Source organism: Pseudomonas sp. SB113 (assembly GCF_040754745.1).
In the GTDB taxonomy this organism is placed as follows: Bacteria; Pseudomonadota; Gammaproteobacteria; order Pseudomonadales; family Pseudomonadaceae; genus Aquipseudomonas; species Aquipseudomonas grimontii.
This window is the reverse complement of record NZ_JBFMHW010000023.1, coordinates 42,633-68,089: the sequence shown is the minus strand read 5'-3', so window position 1 is coordinate 68,089 and position 25,457 is coordinate 42,633. Positions and strand designations below refer to the sequence as shown.

32 protein-coding genes are annotated in these 25,457 nt (G+C 60.6%); 17 read left to right on the top strand and 15 right to left on the bottom strand.

The window, feature by feature from the left end:
• Positions 1 to 56 precede the first annotated feature (56 nt).
• Positions 57 to 425: a glyoxalase superfamily protein gene (locus AB1462_RS24940; RefSeq protein WP_090400745.1), complete on the top strand. Its 369-nt coding sequence runs from the start codon at positions 57 to 59 to the stop codon at positions 423 to 425.
• Positions 426 to 542: 117 nt separating this feature from the next.
• On the opposite strand, the gene AB1462_RS24935 is transcribed toward AB1462_RS24940, so the two are convergent.
• Entirely contained in the window at positions 543 to 2,462 is a 1,920-nt protein-coding gene (locus tag AB1462_RS24935) for a methyl-accepting chemotaxis protein (protein WP_259194542.1), read from the bottom strand.
• A 261-nt stretch (positions 2,463 to 2,723) separates the two neighbouring features.
• Here AB1462_RS24935 and AB1462_RS24930 point away from each other — a divergent pair, with 261 nt between their 5' ends.
• A complete protein-coding gene (locus AB1462_RS24930; protein ID WP_003176055.1) occupies positions 2,724 to 3,341 on the top strand; it encodes an FKBP-type peptidyl-prolyl cis-trans isomerase in 618 nt (205 codons plus the stop codon).
• A gap of 60 nt (positions 3,342 to 3,401) precedes the next feature.
• On the opposite strand, the gene AB1462_RS24925 is transcribed toward AB1462_RS24930, so the two are convergent.
• From AB1462_RS24925 to AB1462_RS24915, 3 genes are all read right to left on the bottom strand, one after another.
• A complete protein-coding gene (locus AB1462_RS24925) occupies positions 3,402 to 3,659 on the bottom strand; it encodes a hypothetical protein (protein ID WP_003194088.1) in 258 nt (85 codons plus the stop codon).
• 159 nt (positions 3,660 to 3,818) lie between these two features.
• On the bottom strand, positions 3,819 to 4,160 hold the full coding sequence (locus AB1462_RS24920) for a zinc ribbon domain-containing protein YjdM (protein ID WP_003230858.1): 342 nt from the start codon (positions 4,158 to 4,160) through the stop codon (positions 3,819 to 3,821).
• Between the two features lie 147 nt (positions 4,161 to 4,307).
• Positions 4,308 to 5,276 (bottom strand): polyprenyl synthetase family protein, encoded by a 969-nt coding sequence (locus tag AB1462_RS24915; RefSeq protein WP_053132020.1) that lies wholly within the window; start codon positions 5,274 to 5,276, stop codon positions 4,308 to 4,310.
• 377 nt (positions 5,277 to 5,653) lie between these two features.
• Between AB1462_RS24915 and rplU the strand changes: the two genes are divergently transcribed.
• The 7 genes from rplU (at position 5,654) to AB1462_RS24880 (ending at position 11,269) form a co-directional block, all read left to right on the top strand.
• Positions 5,654 to 5,968, top strand: coding sequence for a 50S ribosomal protein L21 (gene rplU / locus AB1462_RS24910; protein ID WP_003176051.1), 315 nt, complete (start codon positions 5,654 to 5,656; stop codon positions 5,966 to 5,968).
• Between the two features lie 34 nt (positions 5,969 to 6,002).
• A complete protein-coding gene (gene rpmA / locus AB1462_RS24905) occupies positions 6,003 to 6,260 on the top strand; it encodes a 50S ribosomal protein L27 (protein WP_003176049.1) in 258 nt (85 codons plus the stop codon).
• 194 nt (positions 6,261 to 6,454) lie between these two features.
• Complete coding sequence (gene cgtA, locus AB1462_RS24900) at positions 6,455 to 7,678, top strand: Obg family GTPase CgtA (protein WP_015885843.1); 1,224 nt, start codon at positions 6,455 to 6,457, stop codon at positions 7,676 to 7,678.
• A 109-nt stretch (positions 7,679 to 7,787) separates the two neighbouring features.
• Complete coding sequence (proB, locus tag AB1462_RS24895) at positions 7,788 to 8,906, top strand: glutamate 5-kinase (RefSeq protein ID WP_053132023.1); 1,119 nt, start codon at positions 7,788 to 7,790, stop codon at positions 8,904 to 8,906.
• A 16-nt stretch (positions 8,907 to 8,922) separates the two neighbouring features.
• On the top strand, positions 8,923 to 9,387 hold the full coding sequence (locus AB1462_RS24890) for a CreA family protein (protein WP_015885841.1): 465 nt from the start codon (positions 8,923 to 8,925) through the stop codon (positions 9,385 to 9,387).
• A gap of 101 nt (positions 9,388 to 9,488) precedes the next feature.
• Positions 9,489 to 9,971: a glutathione peroxidase gene (locus tag AB1462_RS24885; RefSeq protein WP_090400743.1), complete on the top strand. Its 483-nt coding sequence runs from the start codon at positions 9,489 to 9,491 to the stop codon at positions 9,969 to 9,971.
• A 194-nt stretch (positions 9,972 to 10,165) separates the two neighbouring features.
• Positions 10,166 to 11,269 carry an NADH:flavin oxidoreductase gene (locus AB1462_RS24880; RefSeq protein WP_259194541.1) on the top strand — a complete coding sequence of 368 codons (1,104 nt, stop codon included), beginning with the start codon at positions 10,166 to 10,168 and terminating at the stop codon, positions 11,267 to 11,269.
• Here the strand turns inward: AB1462_RS24880 and AB1462_RS24875 are convergent.
• Positions 11,238 to 12,440 carry a glycosyltransferase family 4 protein gene (locus tag AB1462_RS24875; RefSeq protein ID WP_367248123.1) on the bottom strand — a complete coding sequence of 401 codons (1,203 nt, stop codon included), beginning with the start codon at positions 12,438 to 12,440 and terminating at the stop codon, positions 11,238 to 11,240. The two genes, AB1462_RS24880 and AB1462_RS24875, sit on opposite strands and share 32 nt — an antisense overlap.
• Positions 12,441 to 12,494: 54 nt before the next feature.
• Positions 12,495 to 13,259 carry a sulfate transporter CysZ gene (gene cysZ / locus AB1462_RS24870; protein WP_367248121.1) on the bottom strand — a complete coding sequence of 255 codons (765 nt, stop codon included), beginning with the start codon at positions 13,257 to 13,259 and terminating at the stop codon, positions 12,495 to 12,497.
• Positions 13,260 to 13,553: 294 nt separating this feature from the next.
• On the opposite strand from cysZ, the gene trxB reads away from it, so the two are divergent.
• A complete protein-coding gene (gene trxB, locus AB1462_RS24865; RefSeq protein WP_003194076.1) occupies positions 13,554 to 14,516 on the top strand; it encodes a thioredoxin-disulfide reductase in 963 nt (320 codons plus the stop codon).
• A gap of 74 nt (positions 14,517 to 14,590) precedes the next feature.
• Here the strand turns inward: trxB and AB1462_RS24860 are convergent, their stop codons facing one another.
• The 6 genes from AB1462_RS24860 to AB1462_RS24835 all read right to left on the bottom strand — a co-directional run bounded on the left by AB1462_RS24860 (position 14,591) and on the right by AB1462_RS24835 (position 17,590).
• On the bottom strand, positions 14,591 to 14,932 hold the full coding sequence (locus AB1462_RS24860) for a HopJ type III effector protein (RefSeq protein WP_090400738.1): 342 nt from the start codon (positions 14,930 to 14,932) through the stop codon (positions 14,591 to 14,593).
• Positions 14,925 to 15,221, bottom strand: coding sequence for a DUF1244 domain-containing protein (locus AB1462_RS24855; protein WP_090400737.1), 297 nt, complete (start codon positions 15,219 to 15,221; stop codon positions 14,925 to 14,927). The genes AB1462_RS24860 and AB1462_RS24855 overlap by 8 nt, the downstream gene beginning before the upstream one ends.
• A gap of 85 nt (positions 15,222 to 15,306) precedes the next feature.
• Complete coding sequence (gene folX, locus AB1462_RS24850) at positions 15,307 to 15,678, bottom strand: dihydroneopterin triphosphate 2'-epimerase (protein WP_003194073.1); 372 nt, start codon at positions 15,676 to 15,678, stop codon at positions 15,307 to 15,309.
• Positions 15,679 to 15,680: 2 nt separating this feature from the next.
• A complete protein-coding gene (folE, locus tag AB1462_RS24845; protein ID WP_090400736.1) occupies positions 15,681 to 16,241 on the bottom strand; it encodes a GTP cyclohydrolase I FolE in 561 nt (186 codons plus the stop codon).
• A gap of 20 nt (positions 16,242 to 16,261) precedes the next feature.
• The gene (gene folM / locus AB1462_RS24840; protein ID WP_367248119.1) at positions 16,262 to 16,972 is read right to left on the bottom strand and encodes a dihydromonapterin reductase; all 711 of its coding nucleotides are present in this window, start codon (positions 16,970 to 16,972) and stop codon (positions 16,262 to 16,264) included.
• Between the two features lie 57 nt (positions 16,973 to 17,029).
• Positions 17,030 to 17,590 (bottom strand): antibiotic biosynthesis monooxygenase, encoded by a 561-nt coding sequence (locus AB1462_RS24835; protein ID WP_259194538.1) that lies wholly within the window; start codon positions 17,588 to 17,590, stop codon positions 17,030 to 17,032.
• A 213-nt stretch (positions 17,591 to 17,803) separates the two neighbouring features.
• On the opposite strand from AB1462_RS24835, the gene AB1462_RS24830 reads away from it, so the two are divergent.
• Positions 17,804 to 18,763: a MerR family transcriptional regulator gene (locus AB1462_RS24830; protein WP_090409796.1), complete on the top strand. Its 960-nt coding sequence runs from the start codon at positions 17,804 to 17,806 to the stop codon at positions 18,761 to 18,763.
• Positions 18,764 to 18,765: 2 nt separating this feature from the next.
• On the opposite strand, the gene AB1462_RS24825 is transcribed toward AB1462_RS24830, so the two are convergent.
• Positions 18,766 to 19,371, bottom strand: a complete 606-nt coding sequence (locus tag AB1462_RS24825) for a hypothetical protein (protein WP_315338066.1) — start codon at positions 19,369 to 19,371, stop codon at positions 18,766 to 18,768.
• A 60-nt stretch (positions 19,372 to 19,431) separates the two neighbouring features.
• Positions 19,432 to 19,899 carry a PAS domain-containing protein gene (locus AB1462_RS24820; protein ID WP_090400732.1) on the bottom strand — a complete coding sequence of 156 codons (468 nt, stop codon included), beginning with the start codon at positions 19,897 to 19,899 and terminating at the stop codon, positions 19,432 to 19,434.
• A 129-nt stretch (positions 19,900 to 20,028) separates the two neighbouring features.
• On the opposite strand from AB1462_RS24820, the gene AB1462_RS24815 reads away from it, so the two are divergent.
• Positions 20,029 to 20,484, top strand: a complete 456-nt coding sequence (locus AB1462_RS24815; RefSeq protein WP_259194536.1) for a flavodoxin — start codon at positions 20,029 to 20,031, stop codon at positions 20,482 to 20,484.
• On the opposite strand, the gene AB1462_RS24810 is transcribed toward AB1462_RS24815, so the two are convergent.
• Entirely contained in the window at positions 20,465 to 21,361 is an 897-nt protein-coding gene (locus AB1462_RS24810; protein WP_259194535.1) for a LysR family transcriptional regulator, read from the bottom strand. The genes AB1462_RS24815 and AB1462_RS24810 overlap by 20 nt on opposite strands.
• Positions 21,362 to 21,459: 98 nt before the next feature.
• On the opposite strand from AB1462_RS24810, the gene AB1462_RS24805 reads away from it, so the two are divergent.
• The 5 genes from AB1462_RS24805 (at position 21,460) to AB1462_RS24785 (ending at position 25,411) form a co-directional block, all read left to right on the top strand.
• On the top strand, positions 21,460 to 21,846 hold the full coding sequence (locus AB1462_RS24805) for a CidA/LrgA family protein (RefSeq protein WP_090409794.1): 387 nt from the start codon (positions 21,460 to 21,462) through the stop codon (positions 21,844 to 21,846).
• Complete coding sequence (locus AB1462_RS24800) at positions 21,836 to 22,522, top strand: LrgB family protein (RefSeq protein ID WP_367248116.1); 687 nt, start codon at positions 21,836 to 21,838, stop codon at positions 22,520 to 22,522. The genes AB1462_RS24805 and AB1462_RS24800 overlap by 11 nt, the downstream gene beginning before the upstream one ends.
• A 153-nt stretch (positions 22,523 to 22,675) precedes the next feature.
• Positions 22,676 to 23,458 (top strand): class II aldolase/adducin family protein, encoded by a 783-nt coding sequence (locus AB1462_RS24795; protein ID WP_090400728.1) that lies wholly within the window; start codon positions 22,676 to 22,678, stop codon positions 23,456 to 23,458.
• Positions 23,458 to 24,360, top strand: a complete 903-nt coding sequence (locus AB1462_RS24790; protein ID WP_367248114.1) for an alpha/beta fold hydrolase — start codon at positions 23,458 to 23,460, stop codon at positions 24,358 to 24,360. Before AB1462_RS24795 ends, AB1462_RS24790 begins: the two co-directional genes overlap by 1 nt.
• Before the next feature lie 139 nt (positions 24,361 to 24,499).
• The gene (locus AB1462_RS24785; protein WP_367248113.1) at positions 24,500 to 25,411 is read left to right on the top strand and encodes an SDR family oxidoreductase; all 912 of its coding nucleotides are present in this window, start codon (positions 24,500 to 24,502) and stop codon (positions 25,409 to 25,411) included.
• Positions 25,412 to 25,457 lie beyond the last annotated feature (46 nt).

The following is a 25,457-nucleotide window of genomic DNA, read 5'->3' as shown; positions in this document are numbered from 1 at the left end:
TATTGGGCTAGGGTGATCGCTTGCCAACAGCGAGTGCTTCGCCCGTGGAGAGTCATATGAACTTAGGAAAAGTCACCCCCATCCTGCGGATTTTCGATGAGGCCAAGGCGCTGGAATTCTACGTCGACTTCCTGGGTTTCAAGGTCGATTGGCAGCATCGCTTCGAGGCGAATTTCCCGCTGTACCTGCAGGTGTCGTTGGGAGAGTGCGTACTGCATTTGAGCGAGCACCATGGCGATGCTTCGCCGGGCGCGGCGGTGCGGATCCAGGCGCAAGGGGTGGACGCGTACCAGCAGCAATTGCTGGGCAAGGATTACCGTTACGCCAAGCCTGGGGTTGAGGAAACGCCTTGGGGATCGCGGGAGATGAGCATCAAGGATCCGTTTGGGAATCGTGTGGTGTTTGTTGAGGAAGGCGAGGGCTGAGAGGCAAATCGCAGGCAATAAAAAACCGCCTTGTCAGGCGGTTTTTTGCAATCCCAGTTTGCGGCTGGGGTTGCTGGGCGAGGGAGCAAGCGTCCTCGCCACAGTGAGAGCGGTGTCTTAAACCCGGAAGTGGCTGACCATCTGCTGCAACTGGCTACCCAAGCGCGCCAGTTCCACGCTCGATTTCGCCGTTTCATCGCTCGCGGTGGCGGTCTGCTCGGACACATCACGCACATTCACGATACTGCGGCTGATCTCTTCGGCCACGGCGCTTTGTTGTTCGGCGGCGGCGGCGATCTGCTGGTTCATCGACTGGATGTTCGACACCGTGCGGGTGATGTTTTCCAGTGACACACCGGCCTTGCGCGTCAGTTCGACACTGCTGTCGGTGAGGCTGCGGCTGTTGTTCATCACGTTGGCAACTTGCTGGGTACCATTCTGCAAACCGGCGACCAGGCCTTCGATTTCCTCGGTGGATTTCTGCGTGCGCTGGGCCAGGCCACGCACTTCGTCGGCGACCACGGCAAACCCACGACCGGCTTCACCGGCACGCGCCGCTTCAATCGCCGCGTTGAGGGCCAGCAAGTTGGTTTGCTCGGCCACAGCCTTGATCACGTCCATCACGCTGCCGATCTTGTTGCTCTCTTGTTGCAGGTGCGCCATGGCGTCGGTGGAACGCGCCACTTCGGCGGCCAGGCGTTCGATCTGGGCGATGGCCTCGGCTACCACTTTGTCGCCTGCACGGGCTTGGCCATCGGCATCGGCGGCGGCCAGGGAGGCTTGCTCGGCGTTGCGGGCGACTTCCTGCACGGTGGCGGTCATTTCGTGCATCGCCGTGGCGACCTGATCGGTCTCGATCTTCTGGCTGTTCACACCGGCGCTGGTCTGCTCGGTGACGGCCGACAACTCTTCGGCGGCGCTGGCGATCTGGGTCACGCCGTCGCGAATACCGCTGATCAATTCACGCAGGGTCGTGCCCATGCGCTGAATACCTTGTTGTAGTACGCCCAGCTCATCGCGACGGGTGACCTGGATGTTGTGGCTCAGGTCGCCGGAAGCGATGCGTTCAACCACGGCCAGGGTTTCCTGCAGTGGACGCGTGATCTGGCGGGTGATCACCAGTGCCGCGACGATACCGACCAGCAGTGCCAGCAACGTGCTGATCAACTGCAGGCTACGGGCCTGGGCGCTTTCGGCGTCGCGACGGTCCAGCTGGATGTCGTACAGCTTGTCACTGATTGTGACAATGTCGGTACCTTGGGTGGTCATTTCGGCACGGGCAGCCACGATGTTGGCGTTGGCGGCCTTGTAGTTCTGTACGGCGCTGCGATAGGCGCCAAGGGCGGTTTCCAACGAGCTCAGGGCGCTTTGCTGGCTGGCGCCGAAGGCGGCGCTGAGGCCTTTCAAGCCGCTGATAGCTTTTTCGATTTGTGCGGCAGCGCGGGCTTCGGTATCCGGGTTGACGTTGCCGGTGTAGCCGCGCACTTCGTAGCGGGCCAACTGGAACTGCATCTTGGCGTCGGCCACGGCCTGGAACTGGGCAAGGTGCTCCGAGCTGTCAGGCATTTGCTTCACGCTGGTTTCCAGTGCGTCGATTTGGGCGTTGGCGATGTCGGCCTTGTCGCCCATCACCTGGCGAGAGGCATTACCGTTACGGTAAGCCTCACGCATTTTGTTCAGGGATTGCTGATAAGCCGTGATGATGGCTTTCTGCTCGTTGAGCAGCTTGACGTTTTCCGGGCTCTTGAAGCTATCCAGGAGTTTCTGTTGCTGGGCAGTGAAGGCATCCAGGCTGGTCTGCACGTTCTGCGCCACGGCTTCATCGCCGTTGGCCAACATGTATTGCAGACGCACGATGCGCAGTTTGGTCAGTGATGCGTTGAGCTGGGTGATGTCGCTCATCCAGTTGCTGCGGTCGATCAGGCCGCCCAGGCTGGTCCAGCCGGTGAGGGCCAGGATCGAGGTGAGGACCAGTACCAGGCCGAAGCCCAGGCCCAGTTTGAGGTTGACGCTGATGTTACCGAACCAGCTGTTCATCTAAAGCTCCGCAAAGGTGATATCTGTCTGCTGGACGGTGTTGTTATTGGAGCCAGCCAAAGTGTGTAGCGCTGTATCGGCGACGAGAGGGGAATCTGAAGTGCTTTTATTGCGCGTGCGACGAAGGGTCGCGATCCCGGTGCCGCGCTACCGTGGAGGGCTCATCATGAGCAGGTCTTGTGTGCTAGTCTGCTGGCCCTTTTAGTTCAGGGCGGCGCGCCAAACACTGTTTCCAGTGCTGCCCTACAGCGGAGCCTCTTCATGTCCGAAGTTAATCTGTCCACCGACGAAACCCGCGTCAGCTACGGTATCGGCCGTCAGTTGGGCGACCAACTGCGCGACAACCCACCGCCGGGTGTGAGCCTGGACGCGATCCTGGCTGGCTTGACCGACGCATTCGCCGGCAAACCAAGCCGTGTTGACCAAGAGCAAATGGCTGCCAGCTTCAAGGTCATCCGCGAAATCATGCAAGCCGAAGCGGCTGCCAAGGCTGAAGCGGCCGCAGGCGCTGGCCTGGCTTTCCTGGCTGAAAACGCCAAGCGTGATGGCATCACCACCCTGGCTTCCGGCCTGCAATTTGAAGTGCTGACCGCCGGTGACGGCGCCAAGCCGACCCGTGAAGACCAGGTGCGCACCCACTACCACGGCACCCTGATCGACGGCACTGTGTTCGACAGTTCCTACGAGCGTGGCCAGCCGGCAGAATTCCCGGTCGGCGGCGTGATTGCCGGCTGGACCGAAGCCCTGCAACTGATGAATGCCGGCAGCAAATGGCGCCTGTACGTGCCGAGCGAATTGGCTTACGGCGCTCAAGGCGTTGGCAGCATTCCGCCGCACAGCGTTCTGGTATTCGACGTCGAACTGCTCGACGTTCTGTAAGACCTGCTGGTTACCTGTGGGAACGCGTCCGTTCGTTCCCACAGTGTTTTGCCGGGGTGCTCATGGATGGAATTTGCCATTGAGCTCCGTCGCCGGGCGCAGCGCTCGGGCATAGCAGAATAGAAACAGATTGCGCACCACTTCCTTCAGTACTCCAGGTTCACTCGAACTCAGGCCGTTGACGTCCAGGTCGCCCTGATCCTGCAATTCATTCAGCGCTTCTTCTTCCAGCACAGCACAGACTTCGCCGGTTTCCCGATGGAGGATGCGCAGGTAAGGATGTGGGCGGTCGAGCCAGGCATCTATCAAATAAGTCATGGTTACATCTCCTTGATGGGGTTCAATGAGAATAATTCTTATTCGTAGAATAGCAAGTGCCTATTGGCAGTTTCCTGGTTTTTCTGTGTGGATATTGAGAGGGGTCAACGGGCAGGGCAAAACGCCATCCCGCGCGGGCGCGGGATGGATGCAGCAGGTTCAGACTTTGCGCACGAACTCGGACTTGAGTTTCATCGGGCCGATACCGTCGATCTTGCAATCGATATCGTGGTCGCCGTCGCACAGGCGGATGTTCTTGACCTTGGTGCCGACCTTCACGACCAGGGACGTGCCCTTGACCTTGAGGTCTTTGATCACGGTGATGGTGTCGCCGTCCTGCAGGACGTTGCCCACAGAGTCTTTCTTCACGGTTTCATCGCCGGCCACTTCGGCCTCGCCGTTGGCGGACCACTCATGGGCGCATTCCGGGCAGATCAGCTGGGCGCCGTCTTCGTAGGTGTATTCGGAATTGCATTTTGGGCAGGGTGGCAACGTGCTCACTAAAGCTCCTTAACGGTCAGGATGGCTAAAAGTCGCACATTATATAGGGAATTGGACCAAGGCAGGGCGCGGTCTTGGATGGGTAATACAAACTAAATGTGGGAGGGGGATTGTCCCTTCCCACATTAGTCCGCGACTGCAAGTATTTTAGTGCGTACGTGCGACCGCAAACTCGCTCAGCTCAACCAGGGCATCCCGGTATTCGCTGGCTGGAAGGGCTTCCAGGCACTTGATCGCACGCGCGACGTAGTCACGAGCCAGTTGTGCGGTGTAGTCCAGGGAGCCAGAGGCTTCCACAGCCTCACGGATGCTTTCCAGGTCTTCGATCCCGCCTTTCTGGATCGCCTTGCGCACCAGCGCCGCCTGTTCCGGCGTGCCTTCGCGCATGGTGTAGATCAGCGGCAAGGTCGGTTTGCCTTCAGCCAGGTCGTCACCAACGTTCTTGCCCAGGGTTTCGGCATCGCCACGGTAGTCGAGCAGGTCGTCCACCAGTTGGAACGCTACGCCCAGATGGTCACCGAAGGTACGCAGGGCTTCGGCCTGTTCGGCGGTCGCGCCACAGAGCGCGGCGGCACTGTGTGTGGAGGCTTCGAAGAGCATCGCGGTCTTGCCGCGAATCACTTCCATATAGGTTTCTTCGGTGGTGCTGGCGTCGCGGACCTTGGACAGCTGCAACACTTCGCCTTCAGCAATGATGCGCGTGGCCTGGGAAAGAATCTTCATCACCGGCATCGAGCCCAGCTCGACCATCATTTCGAACGAGCGCGAGTACAGGAAGTCACCCACCAGCACGCTCGGGGCATTGCCCCACATCGCATTGGCGGTCTCGCGGCCACGGCGCATGCCGGACATGTCGACCACATCGTCATGCAGCAGGGTCGCGGTGTGCAGGAATTCGATGGTGGCGGCCAGCAGGCGCAGGTCATCGCCTTCGCGGCCCAGGGCCTTGCCACACAGCAACACTAATAAAGGACGCAGGCGTTTACCGCCCGCCGACGTAATGTAGTCGCCAATTTTGGAGACCAGCGGCACTTTAGACGTCAGCTGCTGCTTGATGATGCCGTCGACGGCGCTAAAATCGTCCGCGACCGCGCGGTAGAAAGCTTGGGGTTGCATCAGCGACAGTCGCTCCAGAAGGGTTGCGCGGCATGCTAGGACCCTGACCCCGTAGTGTCAAGGCGCGGCCAGTCACCGTGAAAGCTACTGCGCTCGGTAATCCTGCGTCAAAAACAGGCTCGGAATGCTCATTTACAACCAGTAAACTCCGCTTCCTCGCCTGTTTTTTCCTTGTCTTCCCTTCGCTCGCTACGCTTTCACGGCGACTGGCGGCCTCTTGCAACACCCATTTACCTTGCGTACAATCGCGCACCCTGAACTTCCTGGGCAGCACCTGCCTTACGCAATTGCATTCGGGACGTCCATCCCATGCAGCCATGCCAGCCAATACCTCTTCTTATAAAGCGCTGGGTGAGCAGGATTATCGGAGAAATACCATGTCGTACGCAGTAATTGTTACTGGTGGCAAGCAATACAAGGTCGCCCCAGGTGAATACCTGAAGATCGAAAAACTGGAAATCGCTACCGGCGAATCCGTTACCTTTGATCGCGTTCTGTTGGTCGCCAATGGCGATGACGTGAACATCGGCGCTCCAGTTGTTGCTGGCGCTACCGTTGTGGCTGAAGTGATCTCCCAAGGTCGTCACGATAAAGTCCGCATCATCAAGTTCCGTCGTCGTAAGCACCACATGAAGCGTATGGGCCACCGCCAGTGGTACACCGAGATCAAAATCACCGGTATTCAGGCTTAATTTCAGCCTAATTCCTCACTAGGAGAATTGACTCATGGCACACAAAAAAGCTGGTGGTAGTACCCGTAACGGTCGCGATTCAGAAGCCAAACGCCTTGGCGTTAAGATGTATGGCGGCCAGAAAATCATTCCGGGCAACATCATCGTGCGTCAGCGCGGCACCCAATTCCACGCCGGTTACGGTGTTGGCATGGGTAAAGATCACACCCTCTTCGCGAAAATCGAAGGCGTGATCAAGTTTGAAGTAAAAGGCGCGTTCAACCGCCGTTACGTGAGCGTTGTCGCCGCTTAATTGCGCGATCGCTGGAAAAGCCCTGTCTTGCGACGGGGCTTTTTCGTTTGTGGAGTGAGTCTCTTGCAAAGCTGTTTGTAATGGGCTCAAGCAGCTGGATTTGCGGCTGTTGATTGAGGTCCCTGCGCTCATTTTTGCAAGAGTCTTATGTCTTGGTTTCTTAAGCTCGTCCATGCGGCGAGAGGCGTTTTGTTATGAAGTTCGTTGATGAAGTTTCCATCCGAGTAAAAGCAGGCGACGGCGGTAACGGTTGCATGAGTTTCCGTCGCGAAAAATTCATCGAAAACGGTGGCCCTAACGGCGGTGATGGCGGTGACGGCGGTTCCATCTACATGATGGCCGACGAAAACCTCAACACCCTGGTCGACTACCGTTACACCCGGCACTTCGATGCCGAGCGTGGCTCCAACGGCGGCAGCACCGACTGCACCGGTAAAAAAGGCGAAGACCTGGTACTGCGTGTGCCGGTCGGCACCACGATCATCGACTCCGCCACCCAGGAAGTGATTGGCGACCTGACCAAGGCCGGCCAGAAGCTGATGGTTGTGCAGGGCGGCTGGCACGGTCTGGGTAACACCCGATTCAAGTCCAGTACCAACCGTGCACCGCGCCAGACCACGCCGGGCAAGCCGGGCGAGCAGCGCGACCTGAAGCTGGAAATGAAGGTACTGGCGGATGTGGGCCTGCTGGGCCTGCCGAACGCCGGCAAAAGTACCTTCATCCGCTCGGTATCGGCCGCCAAGCCGAAAGTCGCCGACTACCCGTTCACCACCCTGGTGCCAAACCTGGGCGTGGTCAGCGTCGACCGCTGGAAAAGCTTCGTGATCGCCGATATTCCTGGCCTGATCGAAGGCGCCTCTGACGGCGCAGGCCTGGGGATTCGCTTCCTCAAGCATTTGTCCCGCACCCGTTTGCTGCTGCACCTCGTCGACATGGCGCCATTGGATGACACCAGTGCACCGGATGCCGCCGAAGTGATCGTCAGCGAGCTGACCAAGTTCAGCCCGGCCTTGGCCGAGCGTGATCGCTGGTTGGTGCTGAACAAGTGCGACCAGATCCTCGAGGAAGAGCACGAGGAGCGCGTCAAGGAAATCGTCGATCGCCTGGAATGGACAGGTCCGGTCTACGTGATCTCGGCTATCGCCAAAGAAGGCACCGAGCGCCTGACCCGCGACATCATGCGCTACCTGGAAGACCGCGCCGACCGCCTGGCGGCCGACCCGGTGTTCAAGGCCGAACTCGCCGAACTCGATCAGCAGATCGAAGACGAGGCGCGTGCCCAGCTGCAAGCCCTGGACGACCAGCGTGCCCTGCGCCGCAGCGGCGTGAAGTCGGTCCATGACATCGGCGACGATGATTGGGACGAAGAAGACGTGGATGATGAAGACGGTCCGGAAATCATTTACGTGCGCGACTGATCCGTTGCGATAAACTTGAACGCCGCTCCCTGGAGCGGCGTTTTGGTATCCGGGTATAACGTTATGGGCGGCGCTGGGTCGCGCGGCCCTCAATCTAAGGTTGAAGATGATGCGGAGCAAAGTGACAGGTGCGCAGCGCTGGGTCGTAAAGATCGGAAGTGCGCTGCTGACAGCAGATGGCAAAGGTCTGGATCGCGCAGCCATGAGCGTCTGGGTCGAGCAGATGGTGGCCTTGCATGAAGCAGGTGTCGAGTTGGTGCTGGTGTCGTCCGGGGCGGTTGCTGCCGGGATGAGCCGCCTCGGCTGGACCGCGCGACCCAGCGCGATGCACGAACTGCAAGCCGCCGCCGCCATCGGCCAGATGGGCCTGGTGCAAGCCTGGGAATCCAGCTTTGCCGAGCACGGCCGCCATACGGCGCAGATCCTGCTGACCCACGACGACCTGTCCGACCGCAAGCGCTACCTCAACGCCCGCAGCACCTTGCGTGCACTGGTGGAGCTCAAGGTCATCCCGGTGATCAACGAGAACGACACCGTGGTCACCGACGAGATTCGTTTCGGCGACAACGACACCCTGGCCGCGCTGGTGGCCAACCTGGTGGAGGCTGACCTGCTGGTGATCCTCACCGACCGCGACGGCATGTTCGACGCCGACCCACGCAACAACCCCGATGCCCAACTGATCTACGAAGCGCGCGCCGATGACCCGGCGCTTGACGCCGTGGCCGGCAGCGTCGGTGGTGCCCTGGGCCGTGGCGGCATGCAGACCAAGCTGCGCGCGGCACGTTTGGCCGCGCGTTCCGGGGCTCACACCATCATTGTCGGTGGGCGCCTCGAGCGTGTGCTGGATCGCCTCAAGGCGGGCGAGCGCATCGGTACGTTGCTGTCGCCCGAGCGCGGCATGCTGGCGGCGCGCAAGCAGTGGCTGGCCGGTCACCTGCAAACCCGTGGCACCCTGGTGCTCGACGATGGCGCAGTGTCGGCGTTGTCCCAAGGCAACAAAAGCCTGCTGCCGGTGGGCGTCAAGCTGGTGCAGGGCAGCTTCCGCCGTGGCGAGATGGTGGTATGCGTGGCGCCCGACGGTCGTGAGATCGCCCGCGGCCTGGCCAACTACAGCGCCTTGGAAGCGCAGAAAATCATTGGACAATCGTCTGAAGCGATTGTCGGACTATTGGGTTACATGGCGGAACCGGAACTGGTTCACCGCGATAACCTGATCCTGGTCTAAACAAAGGGAATACACGATGCGCGTGATGAAGGGATTGCTCGGCCTGCTGCTGGCCATGCCACTGCTGGCCTCGGCCGAAGAGATTGGCCAGGTGTCGACGGTGTTCAAGTTTGTCGGTCCCAACGACCGGATCGTGGTCGAAGCGTTTGATGACCCCAAGGTCGACGGCGTGACCTGCTATTTGTCGCGCGCCAAGACCGGCGGCGTGAAAGGCGGCCTCGGCCTGGCCGAAGACCGTGCCGAAGCATCGATCGCCTGCCGTCAGGTCGGCCCGATCCGCTTCAAGGGCGAGCTCAAGGACGGCGACGAAGTGTTCAAGGAGCGCACCTCATTGGTGTTCAAGACCATGCAGGTGGTGCGCTTCCTCGACAAGAAGCGCAATACCCTGGTGTACCTGGTCTACAGCGACCGTTTGATCGAAGGCAGCCCGCAGAACGCGGTGACGGCGATTCCTATTCTGCCGTGGCCGACCGCTCAGTAATCCGCAGGCGAGTTTTGTAATCGGCGTCTATGATTGCAGGCTTGCGGGTTGTAATCTCGAAGCGTCGCTTTGCTAAGAACATGGGAAATCTGGAGTTCGTCATGAGTGCTTTCCACGACCTGAAACTCAAAGCTTTGGACGGACAAGAGCTGCCGCTGGCGCCCTTCAAGGGGCACGTTGTGCTGGTGGTCAACGTAGCCTCCAAATGTGGCTTGACCCCGCAATACGCGGCGTTGGAAAACCTCTATCAGCAGTACAAGGGCCAGGGGTTTACCGTGCTTGGCCTGCCGTGCAACCAGTTTGCAGGGCAGGAACCGGGCACCGAGGAAGAAATCCGCGAGTTCTGCAGCCTGAACTACGGCGTGACCTTCCCCTTGGGCAGCAAACTCGATGTGAACGGTCCTGAGCGTCACCAGTTGTACCGCTTGCTGGCGGGTGAGGGCGCCGAGTTTCCTGGGGATATCACCTGGAATTTCGAAAAATTCCTGCTGGGGAAAGACGGCCGGGTCCTCGCGCGCTTCTCGCCACGTACCGCACCGGATGATCCGACGGTCGTGCAGGCCATCGAAAAAGCCCTGAGTTGAACACCTGCCGGTGCAGCTTCAAGTTGTAAGCTTGAAGCTGCAAGTAGAAGCACATGCGCGGCTCTTGCAGCTTTAAGCTTGCAGCTGGCCGCTGCTTTCATACCCCTTAATCACCCAAATCAATAGTGCTACCCGGCATTGCGCACGGCCCATATTATCCACATCATAAACCTCGTCTTCCGTGGAGTGCTCCCATGCCTGTCCAAGCCTTGTTCAAACCGTTCCAGCTCGGTGCACTGACGCTGTCGACCCGTGTGGTCATGGCGCCGATGACCCGTTCGTTTTCCCCGGGTGGCGTGCCTAATTCCAAGGTCATCGAGTACTACCGCCGCCGTGCCGCAGCCGGCGTGGGCCTGATCATTACCGAAGGCACCGTGGTCGGTCACCCGGCCTCCAACGGCTACCCGAATGTCCCGCATTTCTACGGCGAGGCGGCGTTGGCGGGTTGGAAGAAGGTCGTCGATGCCGTGCACGCCGAAGGTGGCAAGATTGTCCCGCAGCTGTGGCACGTGGGCAGTGTGCGCCGCATCGGCACTGAGCCTGACGCCAGTGTGCCGGCCTACGGCCCGATGGAAAAACTCAAGGATGGCAACGTGGTCGTCCACGGCATGACCACCCAGGACATCAAGGCGGTGATCGCCGCGTTCGCCCAAGCCGCCAAGGATGCCCAGAGCATCGGTATGGACGGCGTGGAAATCCATGGCGCCCACGGTTATCTGGTCGACCAGTTCTTCTGGGAAGGCAGCAACCAGCGCACCGACGACTACGGCGGCAGCCTGGCCAACCGTTCGCGCTTTGCCATCGAGCTGATCCAGGCCACCCGCGCTGCCGTCGGCCCGGACTTCCCGATCATCTTGCGTTTCTCCCAGTGGAAGCAGCAGGACTACACCGCACGCCTGGTGCAAACCCCCGAGGCATTGGGTGAGTTCCTCAAACCGTTGTCTGACGCCGGTGTGGATATTTTCCACTGCTCTACCCGTCGTTTCTGGGAGCCGGAGTTCGAAGGCTCCGACCTCAACCTCGCCGGTTGGACCCGCCAACTCACCGGCAAGCCGACCATCACCGTCGGCAGCGTCGGCCTGGATGGCGAATTCCTGCAGTTCATGGTCAACACCGACAAGGTTGCGCAACCGGCCAGCCTGGAAAAACTGCTGGAGCGCTTGAACAACGACGAGTTCGACCTGGTTGCCGTGGGCCGTGCGCTGCTGGTAGATCCGGATTGGGCGGTGAAGGTACGTGAAGGTCGTGAGGCCGACATCCTGCCGTTCAGTCGTGAGGCGTTGACGACTTTGGCATAAGCGGCGGCAGGACGGGCACCGGGAGCCCGTCCTCGCACACACCGCGCAACTGGCGTTCGAACTGCTCGATAATCGCCGGCCAGCCCTGGCGACTGGCATGTTGGCGGGCATTCAGCCGGGCCCTGCGCAAGGTCTCGCGTTCTTCCAGCAGCCAGATGGCCGCATCGCAAAATGCGTTTTCATCTCCCGGCATCGCCAGCACGCCGTTGTAGCCATGGCGAATATGCTGGGTGGCGGCGGCCTGGTCGTACGCTACGACTCCCAGGCCGGACGCCATCGCTTCCAGCACCACATTGCCGAAGGTTTCGGTCAGGCTGGGGAACAGGAACAAATCCCCGGACGCGTAATGCCGCGCCAGTTCTTCGCCGCGCTGGGTGCCGCAGAACGCCGCATCGGGCAGGTCGCGCTCAAGCATCGGGCGTTGCGGGCCATCGCCGACGATGATCAGCTTCAGCCGCCGCTGTGGATACGTCGCCTGCAGCGCATCAAAGCATCGCTTGAGCAGCCCGAGGTTTTTCTCCTGGGCCAGGCGCCCCACGTGCAGCACGGCAATATCGTCGTTTTCCAGGCCCCAGCTTTCGCGTAACGCATTGTTGCGCTTGGCCGGGTGGAATAGTTTGCTGTCTACCCCGCGCGCCAGCATCCCCAGGCGCTCGAAATGCCGTCGCTCCAATTCCAGGCGTTGGCTGGCGCTGGGCACCAGAGTCAAGGTCGAACGGTTATGAAACCAACGCAGGTAGTGCGTGACCATGCGGCTTAACAGGCTCAAGCCGTACTGGTTGGAGTACTGCTGGAAATTGGTGTGAAAACCGCTGACCACACTGATTCCCAGGCGTCGCGCCGCCCGCAGCGCCGACAGCCCCAGTGGGCCTTCGGTGGCGATGTAGAGCACATCGGGGCGCTGGCGTGTCCAGCGGCGCAGCAACTTGTGCATCGACGACTGGCCCCATTGCAGCCCTGGGTACCCCGGCAGCGGCCAGCCACGACAGAGCAACAAGCCATCATCGCTGGGCCGGCTAGCGTCGGCGCCCTGGCGCGGGCGCACCAGCTCGACTTGATGGCCGCGCGCGCGCAAACCTTCGCACAGGCGGCCAAGGGTATTGGCCACCCCGTTGATCTCTGGCGGGAAGGTTTCGGTGATGAGAGTGATGTGGAGCGAAGCTGTCGTCATGACCCACAGTGTCGCCGTGGGCCATGTCGCCATTGTGTCATGCAGATGATGGATTTATGACTTGACCACTTTCGACGTCGCCATGGCCTCGGCGCCCTGTTCGCGCACCCAGAACAACGTGGCCCCGGCCACCGCTGCCGGCATCATCAGCAGGTTGACCACCGGCACCAGCAACACCAGGTAGACGATGCCGCCGAAGCTCATGCTCTGCCAGCGTTTCTGGCGCAGCCAGGTGAGCATTTCGTTCCAGCCGAGTTTGTGGTTGTCGGCCGGGTAGTCGATGTATTGGATCGCCATCATCCACACGCCGAACAGCAGCCACAGCGGCGCGGCGATCAGGTTGACCACCGGAATGAACGACAGGATAAACAGGCCGATGGCCCGTGGCAGGAAGTAGCCCAGCTTGCGCATTTCCCGGGCCAGGGTACGCGGGACCATTTCAATCAGCTCGCCCCATCTGAATGCCGGGAAGTCATCGGTGCCACGGACCACCACTTCCACTTTCTCGGAGAGAAAGCCGTTGAACGGTGCCGCGATGATGTTGGCCAGCATGGTGAAGGTGAAAAACACCATCAGCACGACCAGTACCACAAACAGCGGCCATAGCAGGTAATTCAGAAAGCTCAGCCAGCCGGGCAGGGTCGGCATCAGGTGGTCGACCCACAGGCTGAACTGATGGCCGGCAAAGTAGATCAGCCCGACGAACAGCACCAGGTTGATCGCCAGCGGCAGCAGCACAAACAGGCGCAGGCCGGGGCTCAGCACCAGTTTGAGGCCTTCACGCAGGTATTGCGGGCCGGAAAGAACAGGGGCAGGCATGGAGAACTCCGAGCAGGATGACGAACGCGCCGACCTTACCGGCTTTGCATTCAAGGCGAAAGCATGGTCGGCGTGACGACATCAACGGTAACAAAGGCGTCGATTAATCGGCCTGACTGCATAGAGACCACCTATGAGCTGGATTGTTATTCCGTATTTCCTTAATCTTGCCCCCCTCGATACGCTGCACCCATTATTTTTCAGGGCCTGCGAGTTCAAGCCTTCCCCAAGTGCTTCGTGGTCCCTTTTTTATTCCAGCCGTCTTGTAGTCCGGGCGGTCGATAGGAGTGATTCATGTCTGATACCCGTCATTCGCGAGTGATTATTCTCGGTTCCGGCCCTGCCGGTTACAGCGCTGCTGTCTACGCTGCCCGGGCCAACCTCAAGCCGCTGTTGATCACCGGCATGCAGGCGGGCGGTCAGTTGACCACCACCACGGAAGTCGATAACTGGCCGGGCGATGTCCACGGCCTGACCGGCCCGGTGCTGATGGAGCGTATGAAAGAGCACGCCGAGCGCTTTGAGACCGAGATCGTGTTTGATCACATCAACAAGGTCGACTTCTCCAAGAAGCCTTACAGCCTGACCGGTGACAGCGGCGTCTACACCTGCGACGCACTGATCATCGCCACCGGCGCCAGCGCTCGTTACCTGGGCCTGCCATCGGAAGAAGCGTTCATGGGCAAAGGTGTTTCCGCTTGTGCGACCTGTGATGGTTTCTTCTACCGCAACAAGCCGGTCGCCGTGGTCGGTGGCGGCAACACTGCCGTGGAAGAGGCACTGTACCTGGCCAACATCGCCAGCACCGTGACCCTGGTTCACCGTCGCGAGACTTTCCGCGCCGAGAAGATCCTGATCGACAAGCTCCACGCCCGTGTCGCCGAAGGCAAGATCATCCTCAAGCTCAACGCGACCCTGGACGAAGTCCTGGGCGACAACATGGGTGTGACCGGTGCTCGCCTGAAAAACAACGACGGCAGCTTCGACGAGCTGAAAGTCGACGGTGTGTTTATCGCCATCGGCCACACCCCGAACACGTCGTTGTTCGAAGGCGTGCTGGAAGCCAAAGACGGTTACCTGGTGGTACAAGGCGGCCGTGAAGGCAACGCTACCGCGACCAACATCGAAGGCATCTTCGCTGCCGGCGACGTGGCCGACCACGTGTACCGCCAGGCCATCACCTCGGCCGGCGCCGGTTGCATGGCGGCCTTGGACGCCGAGCGTTACCTCGACGGTTTGAAGGACGCTTCCTTCTAAATTGTTGAAATAAAAAAACCGGCTGCGAGGCCGGTTTTTTTGTGGGAGCACTTTAAATCTGGGAAGGGGCTGACTCAGGATTTGCGGGTCAGTGGCTGGGCGGCGAACTTCACACCTGCCAACCCATGGGCAATCAACGCCCGAATATTGCCATGGTCACTGCCCTCAGGTGTCGCCACCACCGAGCGGTAATGCTCACCAAACGCCAGTAGCGCCTCCTGGTCGCTCAAGCCTTCCAGCAGCGCTAAACCCAAGGTCTTGCACGAACCTTCGTTCTGACCGGCAGCGTTTTCCACATCGCCATTGGTGAAGGCTTGCGGCTGGTAATCGTAACCGGCGGCGACAAACGCCAGGGTGTCGGCAAAAACGTGTGCGCCGCTGTTGAGGCTGGCGCGCAGGGTATTCAAATCAGTCATGGGTTTTTCCTTTGGCAAACGCCGCCTGTTGCTCGGCGCTGGCCTCTTGCTGGTATTGGGCTTTCCATTCGGCGTACGGCATGCCGTACACCACTTCACGGGCGTCATCGAGGCTCAGGTCGATATGGCGCTCGTCGGCCTCGGCCTTGTACCACTTGGACAGGCAATTACGGCAGAAACCGGCGAGGTTCATCAGGTCGATGTTCTGCACATCCTTGCGGCTGTCCAGGTGCGCCACCAGTCGGCGGAAGGCGGCGGCTTCGAGTTCCAGGCGTTGTTGATCGGTCATAGGGGGGCTCTTCGAGACAGCTTCAAGCGGGTGAGCTTCAAGCTGCAAGTTGGAATGGGGTTGGCCTTTAGCTTGCAGCTTGTAGCTAGCGGCTTGCAGCTAACGTTATCGACACCGACTCGGCAAAGCGCAGCGCGTGGGGCTTGTCCACTTCGACTTCGGCGTACAGCACCGATTCGTTGCTCATCACCAGGTCCAGCAGTTCCTGGGTCAGGCGCTCCAGCAAGGCAAAGCGGTTGCCTTCCACGTGGGCGATGATGGCCTTGGTGATGGTGCGGTAGTTCAGCGCGTGGTCGATGTCGTTGTCGCGCACGGCTTCCTGGGCGGCATACAGGATGGTCAGGTTGATCAGCACATCCTGCTTGTTGAGGATTTCATCCTCATTGATACCGATGAAGGTGCGCAGGCACAGGTCCTTGACCCGGATGCGCGCCATGCCTGGTTGAAGTTGTGGCATTGCTACTTGCTCCGTCCAATCAGTTGCAGGAACTCCATGCGCGTGGTGTTCGACTCGCGGAACGCGCCGAGCATCACCGAGGTGTTCATGGTTGAATTCTGTTTTTCCACGCCGCGCATCATCATGCACATGTGCTTGGCTTCGATCACCACGGCCACACCGGCGGCCTGGGTCACTTCCTGGATGGCGTCGGCGATTTGCCGGGTGAGGTTTTCCTGGATCTGCAGGCGCCGGGCGAACATGTCGACGATGCGCGCCAGCTTGGACAGGCCCAGCACCTTGCCGGTCGGAATATAGGCCACATGGGCCTTGCCGATAAAGGGCAGCAGGTGATGCTCACACAGCGAGTACAGCTCGATGTCCTTGAGGATCACCATCTCGTCATTGTCGGAGGCGAACAGCGCACCGTTGACGATGGTTTCCAGGTTCTGCTCATAGCCATGACACAGGTACTGCATGGCCTTGGCGGCGCGCTTGGGCGTGTCGAGCAAGCCTTCGCGTTCCGGGTCTTCGCCCAGGCTCTTGAGGATCTCGCGGTAATGGTGGGGCAGGGATAAGGTCATACAACTTCCTCACAAACGGCTTACTTGATATGCCGCCCGCCGTTGACGGTCAGGGTGGTACCGGTGACATAGGGGTTGTCCAGCAGGTAACGCACACTCTGGTAGATCACCTCGGGGCCAGGCTCGATACCCAGGGCCGACTTGGCCAGCACCTTGGTGCGATAGGCCGCGTCGTCGCCTTCATTGAATATCACCATCGCCGGGGCGATGCCGTTGACCTTGATCAGCGGCGCGAACTGCGCGGCAAACGACAGCGTCAGGCTGTCGAGCCCGGCCTTGGTGGCGCAGTAGGCGATGTGCTGGCGGCTGCCCTTGCGCACTACGTCATCGCTGATATGCACGATGTCGGCAGGTGTCGAGCGTTGCAACAACGGTGAACAATGCAGGTTGATCAGGTACGGCGCAAGCATGTGCACGCTGAACATGTCGGTAAAGGCACGGCTCTCGTCGCCCGGGGTTTCTGCGACCCACGCCGAAGCGTTGTGAATGATTGCGCGCAGGCTTTGGGTGTGGGTGTTCAGTTCAGCGATAAACGCGAGAATCCCGGCTTCAGTGGAGAAGTCGGCAAACACGCCGACCGCGCCACGCTCGCGCAGGGCCTGCACGCCGGGGCGTTCGCTGCGGTAGCTGAAAATCACCGGCTGGCCTTCGTCCAGCAGGCGCTCGGCGCAATGCAGGCCGACACGCTGGCCGGCGCCGGTGATCAGGATCGGGGCGTTCGTTGCAGTCATGGGAGGCTCGCGTCGCTGGCAGGCGCAAATCATACCAGCGACGGGCCGCCCCTGTACTCACGCCGCCGCTTCGGAGGCCTTGCGGGGGGCAGGGGCTGGATGCAGCCAGTTGGCCAACAGGTGGGTCGACAGTGGAATAAACCAGTACACCATCAAGGGCGTGAGTGCCATTGTGCTGACCAATACGCGTGGCCCCAACTCGAGTTCACTGAGCAGCGGCCCCAGGACGAAGTTGAACAGCAGCGACACCGGGAAAAACGCCAGCCAGATCGCCACCGCCTGCTTCCAGCGTGGCGGACGGGCGCCCGCTGCGCCAAACCAGCCATCGATGCCCCGTACACGGTGCTCGGACGGGTCGGCGAACAGATCGCTGCCGCGGCTCAACCACGCGCCGCGTGAGGCGGAAAATTCCCAGGCGTGCAGGGTTTTCTCATCGGCAAAGCGGAAAATGATCTGGAATTCATCGTCATTGGGCGGTGGGGCCAGCACGCCCGAGCCCAGGTAGCCGGGGAAGTCGGTGGCCAATTGCTCGCCTTCGCGCAGCCAGGCCATCAGTTCTTCGTAGCGCCCTTTGGCGACGCGACGCGCAACCATCAAGGTGACGGGAGAGGTAGACATTGTGTATCTCCAAATGTACGGGTGCGCTGAACCGGGTAGGTGGCGCACAGACGAAGCTGCGGGGTGCTGCAGCGACGTGTAAAAAACAGGCAAGGATTATTCCTGTTTTGCTGAAATACGCCAGCGACATTGGTCCGAAAAGCCGGGAACTTGAAAAGGACAGGTGTAAAGGCGTTAAATGGCCTCCCGGTTACCGTTGGTTTTTTGGTCAAAATGCCTGTGATTACTGCTCCGCTTGATAGTGTGCCGCATCTTGATTCGACTGATTCCGATGAGTTGTTTCCGATTCGTGAAGTCTCGAGATTGACAGGCGTGAACCCGGTCACCTTGCGCGCCTGGGAGCGTCGTTACGGCCTGATCCAACCAACCCGCACCGAAAGTGGGCATCGCCTCTACTCCAAAGCCGATATCGAGACCGTCAACCGTATCCTCGACTGGATCGAGCGTGGGGTGGCGGTCAGCAAAGTGGGCAAGATTCTTGCGCACGATGCTCAGCAGGCTGAAGCGATTCGCGATGAGCGGGACACCGTTGAAGAGGGTGAATGGTCACAATGGCGGGCGCGGCTGTTGCAGGTGGTCAACGCCTTTGATGATCGTCAACTGGAAAGCCTGTATGGCCAGATTTTCGCCACCTACCCCCTTAACGTGGCGTTCCAGGACATCCTGATGCCTCTTTGGAACGAGCTGTTGCGCCACCAGGGGCGTTTCGGCCAAGCCAGTGAATGGCTGTTTTTCGACGCCTTCCTGCGCATCCATACCTTTCAGCGCCTGCAAGCTGCGACGCTGTCACCTGCGCCTCGGGTATTGCTGGCGGCCATGCCCGGCGAGTGCCGCAAGCTGGAGTTGCTGGTGGCGGCGCTGTTGATAAGTCGAGATGACCTGGCTGTGAAGGTGCTGGGCATGGGCCAGCCGTTCGATGAGTTGACGTTGGTGTGTGAAAAGACCCGCCCCCAGGCGTTGATCATTTTCTCCAACCACGCCCATAACCTTGATCTGGCTGGACGCCTCAATCGGTTGGCGTTGACCCTGGATTGCCCATTATTTCTTGCCGGTGCCGCGTCGGACCTGGCGCAGGACGCGTTGGCAGGTTCCTCCATCGGTTGCTTGGGCAGCGAAGGGCGCCAGATGCAACGCCGCTTGCAGCAGTTTCTCAGCGGCAACCTGGATACCTGATTTCAGGCGTGCATCTGCGGGTGTACCAGGCGGTGTTGATGCAGGATGAACTGGCGCAGGCGCTCGGTTTCATCCGCACCATTCTGGCTGATGCGGTAGGCAAACAAACCCCGCGCGGTTTCCCGCTCGAACACACCGCGCAGCGCAATGCGCTCATAACCGGAAGGGCTGAACCACAGGGAAAAGGTTTTTGGCGGCTTGATCCGGCCTCGAATCTCCACCAGCACGCCCTTGAATGACACTTCATGCACCCACAGGGCGCCAGCAGCGCCCCGGATGTTCTCCAGGGCCACCGGCGTTTCAAGCGCCAGGCGCCACGGGCGTATCATCGGGCCCTCTTCGAAAATACTTGGCACGCCCAAACGCAGATGCACGGCATTGAACTCATCCTCCACCAGATGCAGGGGGAAGGTCAGTTGCTGGTTGTCGAACTGCGCCTGGATGGTGAGATGGTCATGGGCGGCCAGGCGGGTGAGCAAGTCGCGAATCTGTGCACCGCCGTTGACGGTCAGGCTCGACGAAGCATCCCGCAGGTTGAGTTGCGGGTTGTGCTGCATGCTCTGAATGAAATCCAGCTCATCCTGGGTCAGAAGCGCATTGCGTTGCATCGTACGTGCTCAATAGAGGGGGTGTTAAAGTGCCATTATCCGCTCTTATGGCCGCACTTTCTAAATTTTGTTTAATCCGCTTGTCGCTTTGAGCGCTGCCAGCTCGGCCTTGACCTGCGCCAGTTCGCCCTCCAATTGCGCCACACGCTGCTGGGCCTTGACCTGGAGCGTGACGTCCTTTTGTACACCGACGAAATACGTCTGCTTGTCCGCCGCGTTATAAACCGTTGAAAGCGACAGTTCGTTCCAGAAGTGGCTGCCGTCCTTGCGGTAATTACGCAGGATTTCCCGGCAGGCGCCGTCGTTCTCCAACGCTTCACGGATAGCGATCAGGGCCGGCTGGTCGCGGTCGCCTGACTGCAGGAAGCGGCAATCCTGATAGAGGATTTCGTCGAGGGTGTAGCCGGTCAGCCGTTCGAATGCAGGGTTCACGTAGATCAGCGGCTTGTCCTTGCCTTCTCTTTCAGCGACGACGATACCGTCGTTGGAAGCGTTGATCACCATTTGCATCAGCTTGGCGTTAATCATTGAGCGGTCCATGGCGTTTGGTTGGAGCTGGCAGTTTAAGACATGCCTTGAATCTTGCACGGCGGGCGCCGAAATATTTGCGCCAGCTGCTAATATCCCAGGCTTTCGCTCAACTACAGGATCAGATTGATGAAAGTCGCCATCCTTTCCGGCTCGGTGTACGGCACGGCTGAAGAAGTTGCCCGCCACGCCGCCGACCTCCTCAACAAGGCCGGCTTCGAGGCCTGGCACAATCCCCGTGCGACGTTGGCGGATGTACAAGCCTTCAGTCCGCAAGCCTTTCTGGCGGTGACCTCCACCACCGGCATGGGCGAATTGCCCGACAACCTGCAACCCCTGTATTCAACCATTCGCGACCAACTGCCCGCCGCCTGGCGCGGCCTGCCCGGCGCAGTGATCGGCCTGGGCGACGCCAGCTACGGCGATACCTTCTGTGGCGGCGGCGAGCAAATGCGCGAGCTGTTCGGCGAATTGGGTGTGCACGAAGTACTGCCGATGCTGCGCCTGGACGCCAGCGAAAGCGTCACCCCGGAAACCGACGCCGAGCCATGGCTGGCCGAGTTGGTTACTGCACTGCGCGCTTGACCGGAAATTCACGTAACAACGCCAGCCAGGCCTGGGCGGCTCTCGACAGATAGGCGCCCTCACGCCAGATAAAGGCAATGTCCCAACGCAGGTAATCGGGGGCCTTCAACGTCAGGCGCACCACCCCAGGTCGCACCAGCCCACGGGCGACCACGCTGGGCAGCAGCACCACGCCTTGGCCGGCGGCCACCAACGCCGCGAGGAAGTCCGCCTGGCCGCTGCGGCCGATTTCCTTCGGGGTAAAGCCCAACTGCTGACACGCCTGCATCAGCCGATCGTTGAGCACAAAGCTGCGCTGGTACATCAGGAATGGCGTGTCAGCCAATTCCTCAAGGCGCACCTGGGCGTTTTCCGCCAGGGGGTGGTCAATCGGCAGCAACGCATCCAGTGGTTCATCGCAAAAGGCTTGCCAGGCGAACGCCGGGTCGCTGGGCTTCAAGCTGCCACCCACTTCCAGCTCACCGCTCAGGATCGCCTGTTCGATATTGCGGCTGCCGCCCTCCAACAACTGAATGGTGATGTTCGGGTAGCGGCGACGGTACTCGGCAAACAACCCCGCGAACAGTGTGTCGCCTGCCAGCAACGGCAGGCCCAGGCGCAGCTCGCCTCGGGTGAGGTGGTGCATATCGTCCAGCTCGCTGAGTAACTCGGATTGCAAGCGCAGCATGGCTTCGGCGCGTTGCAGCACCACTTGGCCGGCGGCGGTCAGGCGGATCTGCGAGCCGATGCGGTCGAGCAACGGTGTGCCAAGGCTTTGCTCCAATTGCGCGACTTGCTTGCTGACGGCGGACTGGCTGATATGCAGGGTTTTCCCCGCCTGGGTAAACCCCCCTCGGTGGATCACTTCGACAAAGCTGCGCAGCTGTTTGAATTCCATCGGCCTGATTCCAGTTTGGAATAGTTGGCAGTCTAACAATTCGCTGTGGGGATGGAAGGCCGCGCTCTAAAATGGGGGCCTGCGAGGACCCAAAGCTCATGAAACGTTTTTCCTTCAAACACCTTGGCCGTTTGCTGACTGAACTGGTCGTGCTGCTCGCGATTTATCTGCTGGGTACCCAGTTGACGGTCTGGCTGGCCTGGCCCATCCCCGGTGGCGTCGTGGGCCTGGGGTTGTTGCTGGCAACGTTCGCCAGCGGCCTGGTCAAGCCGGCGGCGCTGCAATTGGGCGCCGGGGTGTTGATGGCCGAGATGCTGCTGTTCTTCATCCCGGCCCTGATGAGCCTGCTCGATTATGGCGGCCTGCTGCGCAACGACGGCTGGCGCATCCTGTTAGTGATCGGCTTCAGCACGCTGGCGGTGATGCTGGTCACGGCGTTTACGGTAGAAGCCGTGTGCCGCTGGAGGTTGCGCCATGAAGCTTGAGCTGATGCCAGTGTTCTGGCTCGCCTTGACCCTGGCTGCCTACGTGTTCAGCCGCTGGATCTACCGGCGCACCGGGCGCTACCTGCTGTCGCCGCTGATCCTGGTACCTGCGCTGTTGTTGGCGGTGGCCGTGCCGATGCACACCGCCTATGCCGAATACGCTACCGACACCCACTGGCTGATGCTGGTGCTGGGCCCGGTCACTGTGGCGTTTGCCGTGCCGATCTGGCAGCAGCGCCGCTTGCTGGCCCGCCACTGGCCGGCGTTATTGCTGGGCATGGTGGCGGGCAGTGTGGCGTCGATCGCGACCTCGTTCGGCCTGGCGAAGGCACTGGCGCTGGACAGTTCGGTGACGATGTCGCTGGTGCCGCGCTCGATCACCACACCGTTCGCCATGCCGGTGTCTTCCGACCTGGGCGGCGTGCCGGAGCTGACGGCGGTGTTCGTGATGTTCACCGGTGTGTTCGGCGCCATGCTCGGTGGCATATTGCTCAAGTGGCTGCCGCTGCGTACGCCGCTGGCGCGTGGCGCCCTGTTTGGCGTGGGGGCCCACGGTGCGGGTGTCAGCCGGGCTCATGAAGTGGGTGGCGAAGAGGGCTCGGTCGCCGGCCTGGTGATGGTCTTGACGGGGTTGCTCAACCTGTTTGCCGTGCCTTTTTTGGCGGCGATTCTTTGACGCGCTTTAAGCAAACGTCAACTATTCTCTGGGCTGACCCGTTCGGCCATCAAGCTGGCTGCCAAGGCAACTACGGCAGCCATGAGGTCTGACTAGACTGGCCTATCACACAAAAAAACAACAATAAGACAGTGCGCCAAGGAGGTCGTTGCCGTGAGCCTAGCCCCCGTTCTATCGCCGCAGAATGTCAAGGATCAGGTCAGCGCTGCCGAATGGCAGACCCGTGTCGACCTGGCGGCCTGCTATCGCCTGGTCGCGCTGCATGGCTGGGATGATCTGATCTTCACCCATATCTCGGCCAAGGTGCCGGGTACCGATGATTTCCTCATCAACCCGTACGGGCTGATGTTCCACGAGATCACCGCGTCGAGCCTGGTCAAGGTCGATCAGGCCGGCACCAAACTGATGGACAGCCCCTACGAAATCAATCCGGCGGGCTACACCATCCACAGTGCCATCCATGAAGTTCGCCACGATGTGACGTGCGTGCTGCACACCCATACCGCCGCGGGTGTGGCCGTCGCTGCACAGAAGCAGGGCGTGTTGCCGATCAGCCAGCAATCGATATTCGTGTTGTCGAGCCTGGCCTATCACGCCTACGAAGGCGTGGCCTTGAACCACGAAGAAAAAGCCCGCTTGCAGGCCGACCTCGGCGATAACAATTTCCTGATGCTGCACAACCATGGCCTGCTGACCTGCGGCAGTACCATCGCCGACACCTTTCTGATGATGTTCACCTTCCAGCGCGCCTGCGATATTCAGGTACTGGCGCAAAACGGCGGCGCCGAATTGATCCCCATCGGGCCGCAGATTCTTGCCGGTGCCAAGGCGATGGTCGCGGCTGTTACAAAGAGCGCCCAAGGTATGGGCGGCGCGCTGGCCTGGCCGGCCTTGCTGCGCAAATTGGACTTGCAAGACCCGGGGTATAAAAGCTGATGTCCCTCGCCGAGATCCCGCTCAGAGCCTGGCGCAAGCGTGGTCAGGATTTCGTCTTTCGTGGCCGTACCATTCGCTATTGGACGGCCGGGCAGGGCGAGCCGCTGCTGCTGATCCATGGCTTCCCCACCGCCAGTTGGGACTGGCATTACCTGTGGCAGCCCCTGGCCCAGCGTCACTTGGTGATCGCCTGCGACATGCTCGGTTTCGGTGACTCGGCCAAGCCGCTGGACCACGAATATTGCCTGCTGGAACAGGCCGACTTGCAACAGGCCCTGCTCGAACACCTGCGGGTGGAGCAGCCGGTGCATGTGTTGGCCCACGACTACGGTGACAGTGTCGCCCAGGAACTCCTGGCCCGGCACTACGAAGGCCGGTTTGAGATGGCCAGCTGCGTGTTCCTCAATGGTGGCTTGTTCCCCGAAACCCATCGCCTGGCGCTGGTGCAAAAACTCTTGCTCAGCCCGCTGGGCTGGATGATCGGCCGCGCCTTCGGGCGTAGTGCCTTGTCTGACAGCTTCGGCCAGATCTTTGGCCCCAACACCCGCCCCAGTGAAAGTGCCCTGGATGATTTCTGGAGCCTGATCAACTGCAACGGCGGCACGCGCATCCTGCACAAACTGATCGCCTACGTGCCCCAGCGACGGCGCATGCGTGAACGCTGGGTCGGCGCGATGCAGCGCGACGAAGTGCCGTTGCGGGTGATCGATGGCGAAGTTGACCCGATCTCCGGTGCGCATATGGTCGAGCGCTACGAGCAATTGGTGCCCCACGCCGACACGGTGTTACTGGCCAATATCGGCCACTACCCGCAGATCGAGGCGCCGGTGCAGGTGCTCAGGCACTACCAGGCGTTTCGTGAGCGGCTCAGGCAGCCATCGCCGCGGGTGGCCTATTCCTGAGCAAGCTCGCTCCTACAGAGAGACGAGGCATCATCCCCCAGCCTTATCGAGCACCATTCAGCCTCAGCCGTATTTATTGTGACCGCAGACGCGTTGCCGGACACTCGAGCCATTCCCATTGTCGCCATCGGAGTTCGGTATGAGTGAGTCAGTGCAGTTCCAGGATAAGGTCGTGATCGTCACCGGTGCCGGCGGCGGATTGGGCCGGGCCCATGCGCTGCTGTTCGCCAGGCACGGGGCCAAGGTGCTGGTCAACGATCTCGGGGGTTCCACCCAGGGCGAAGGCGCCAATGCTTCCGCTGCCGACCGGGTCGTGGCGCAGATCCGCGAGGCGGGCGGTGTCGCCGAGGCCAACCATGACTCTGTCACCGACGGTGACAAGATCGTCCAGAACGCCCTCGATGTCTTCGGCCGCATCGACGTGGTGGTCAACAACGCCGGCATCCTGCGTGACAAAACCTTCCACAAAATGGATGACACCGACTGGGACCTGGTTTACCGGGTGCATGTCGAAGGTGCCTACAAAGTCACCCGCGCCGCCTGGCCGCACCTGCGCGAGCAGGGCTACGGCCGGGTGATCTTCACCGCATCCACCTCGGGTATCTATGGCAACTTCGGCCAGTCCAACTACGGCATGGCCAAGCTCGGGCTGTACGGCCTGACCCGCACCCTGGCCCTGGAAGGGCGCAAGAACAATATCCTGGTCAATGCCATCGCCCCCACCGGCGGCACGCGCATGACCGAAGGCCTGATCCCGCCACAAGTGTTCGAGCGCCTCAAGCCGGAATTGGTCAGCCCGCTGGTGGTGTACCTGGGCAGCGAAGCGTGCCAGGAAACCTCAGGGCTGTTCGAGGTGGGTGGCGGCTGGATCGGCAAGACCCGCTGGGAACGCAGCCTGGGCGTAGGCTTTGACCCTGAAGCCGGGTTCTCGCCAGACGATGTGGCGGCACATTGGGCGCAGATCTGCGACTTCGAAGGCGCAGCCCATCCCAAGGACAATATCGAGGCGTTAAAGGAAATGATGGCGAACTTGCAGAAGTACAGCCTGTGATCGTTGCTTGAAAAAGCTTGAATCCCACGGGGCGCTGATGGCGCCC

What these genes read in the sequence shown, in the direction of transcription:
- AB1462_RS24940 (WP_090400745.1), top strand. Translation starts at nt 57, where the DNA reads ATGAACTTAGGAAAAGTCACCCCCATCCTGCGGATTTTCGATGAGGCC.
- AB1462_RS24935 (WP_259194542.1), bottom strand. Translation starts at nt 2,462, where the DNA reads ATGAACAGCTGGTTCGGTAACATCAGCGTCAACCTCAAACTGGGCCTG.
- AB1462_RS24930 (WP_003176055.1), top strand. Translation starts at nt 2,724, where the DNA reads ATGTCCGAAGTTAATCTGTCCACCGACGAAACCCGCGTCAGCTACGGT.
- AB1462_RS24925 (WP_003194088.1), bottom strand. Translation starts at nt 3,659, where the DNA reads ATGACTTATTTGATAGATGCCTGGCTCGACCGCCCACATCCTTACCTG.
- AB1462_RS24915 (WP_053132020.1), bottom strand. Translation starts at nt 5,276, where the DNA reads ATGCAACCCCAAGCTTTCTACCGCGCGGTCGCGGACGATTTTAGCGCC.
- rplU (WP_003176051.1), top strand. Translation starts at nt 5,654, where the DNA reads ATGTCGTACGCAGTAATTGTTACTGGTGGCAAGCAATACAAGGTCGCC.
- rpmA (WP_003176049.1), top strand. Translation starts at nt 6,003, where the DNA reads ATGGCACACAAAAAAGCTGGTGGTAGTACCCGTAACGGTCGCGATTCA.
- cgtA (WP_015885843.1), top strand. Translation starts at nt 6,455, where the DNA reads ATGAAGTTCGTTGATGAAGTTTCCATCCGAGTAAAAGCAGGCGACGGC.
- proB (WP_053132023.1), top strand. Translation starts at nt 7,788, where the DNA reads ATGCGGAGCAAAGTGACAGGTGCGCAGCGCTGGGTCGTAAAGATCGGA.
- AB1462_RS24890 (WP_015885841.1), top strand. Translation starts at nt 8,923, where the DNA reads ATGCGCGTGATGAAGGGATTGCTCGGCCTGCTGCTGGCCATGCCACTG.
- AB1462_RS24885 (WP_090400743.1), top strand. Translation starts at nt 9,489, where the DNA reads ATGAGTGCTTTCCACGACCTGAAACTCAAAGCTTTGGACGGACAAGAG.
- AB1462_RS24880 (WP_259194541.1), top strand. Translation starts at nt 10,166, where the DNA reads ATGCCTGTCCAAGCCTTGTTCAAACCGTTCCAGCTCGGTGCACTGACG.
- AB1462_RS24875 (WP_367248123.1), bottom strand. Translation starts at nt 12,440, where the DNA reads ATGACGACAGCTTCGCTCCACATCACTCTCATCACCGAAACCTTCCCG.
- cysZ (WP_367248121.1), bottom strand. Translation starts at nt 13,259, where the DNA reads ATGCCTGCCCCTGTTCTTTCCGGCCCGCAATACCTGCGTGAAGGCCTC.
- trxB (WP_003194076.1), top strand. Translation starts at nt 13,554, where the DNA reads ATGTCTGATACCCGTCATTCGCGAGTGATTATTCTCGGTTCCGGCCCT.
- AB1462_RS24860 (WP_090400738.1), bottom strand. Translation starts at nt 14,932, where the DNA reads ATGACTGATTTGAATACCCTGCGCGCCAGCCTCAACAGCGGCGCACAC.
- AB1462_RS24855 (WP_090400737.1), bottom strand. Translation starts at nt 15,221, where the DNA reads ATGACCGATCAACAACGCCTGGAACTCGAAGCCGCCGCCTTCCGCCGA.
- folX (WP_003194073.1), bottom strand. Translation starts at nt 15,678, where the DNA reads ATGCCACAACTTCAACCAGGCATGGCGCGCATCCGGGTCAAGGACCTG.
- folE (WP_090400736.1), bottom strand. Translation starts at nt 16,241, where the DNA reads ATGACCTTATCCCTGCCCCACCATTACCGCGAGATCCTCAAGAGCCTG.
- folM (WP_367248119.1), bottom strand. Translation starts at nt 16,972, where the DNA reads ATGACTGCAACGAACGCCCCGATCCTGATCACCGGCGCCGGCCAGCGT.
- AB1462_RS24835 (WP_259194538.1), bottom strand. Translation starts at nt 17,590, where the DNA reads ATGTCTACCTCTCCCGTCACCTTGATGGTTGCGCGTCGCGTCGCCAAA.
- AB1462_RS24830 (WP_090409796.1), top strand. Translation starts at nt 17,804, where the DNA reads ATGCCTGTGATTACTGCTCCGCTTGATAGTGTGCCGCATCTTGATTCG.
- AB1462_RS24825 (WP_315338066.1), bottom strand. Translation starts at nt 19,371, where the DNA reads ATGCAACGCAATGCGCTTCTGACCCAGGATGAGCTGGATTTCATTCAG.
- AB1462_RS24820 (WP_090400732.1), bottom strand. Translation starts at nt 19,899, where the DNA reads ATGATTAACGCCAAGCTGATGCAAATGGTGATCAACGCTTCCAACGAC.
- AB1462_RS24815 (WP_259194536.1), top strand. Translation starts at nt 20,029, where the DNA reads ATGAAAGTCGCCATCCTTTCCGGCTCGGTGTACGGCACGGCTGAAGAA.
- AB1462_RS24810 (WP_259194535.1), bottom strand. Translation starts at nt 21,361, where the DNA reads ATGGAATTCAAACAGCTGCGCAGCTTTGTCGAAGTGATCCACCGAGGG.
- AB1462_RS24805 (WP_090409794.1), top strand. Translation starts at nt 21,460, where the DNA reads ATGAAACGTTTTTCCTTCAAACACCTTGGCCGTTTGCTGACTGAACTG.
- AB1462_RS24800 (WP_367248116.1), top strand. Translation starts at nt 21,836, where the DNA reads ATGAAGCTTGAGCTGATGCCAGTGTTCTGGCTCGCCTTGACCCTGGCT.
- AB1462_RS24790 (WP_367248114.1), top strand. Translation starts at nt 23,458, where the DNA reads ATGTCCCTCGCCGAGATCCCGCTCAGAGCCTGGCGCAAGCGTGGTCAG.
- AB1462_RS24785 (WP_367248113.1), top strand. Translation starts at nt 24,500, where the DNA reads ATGAGTGAGTCAGTGCAGTTCCAGGATAAGGTCGTGATCGTCACCGGT.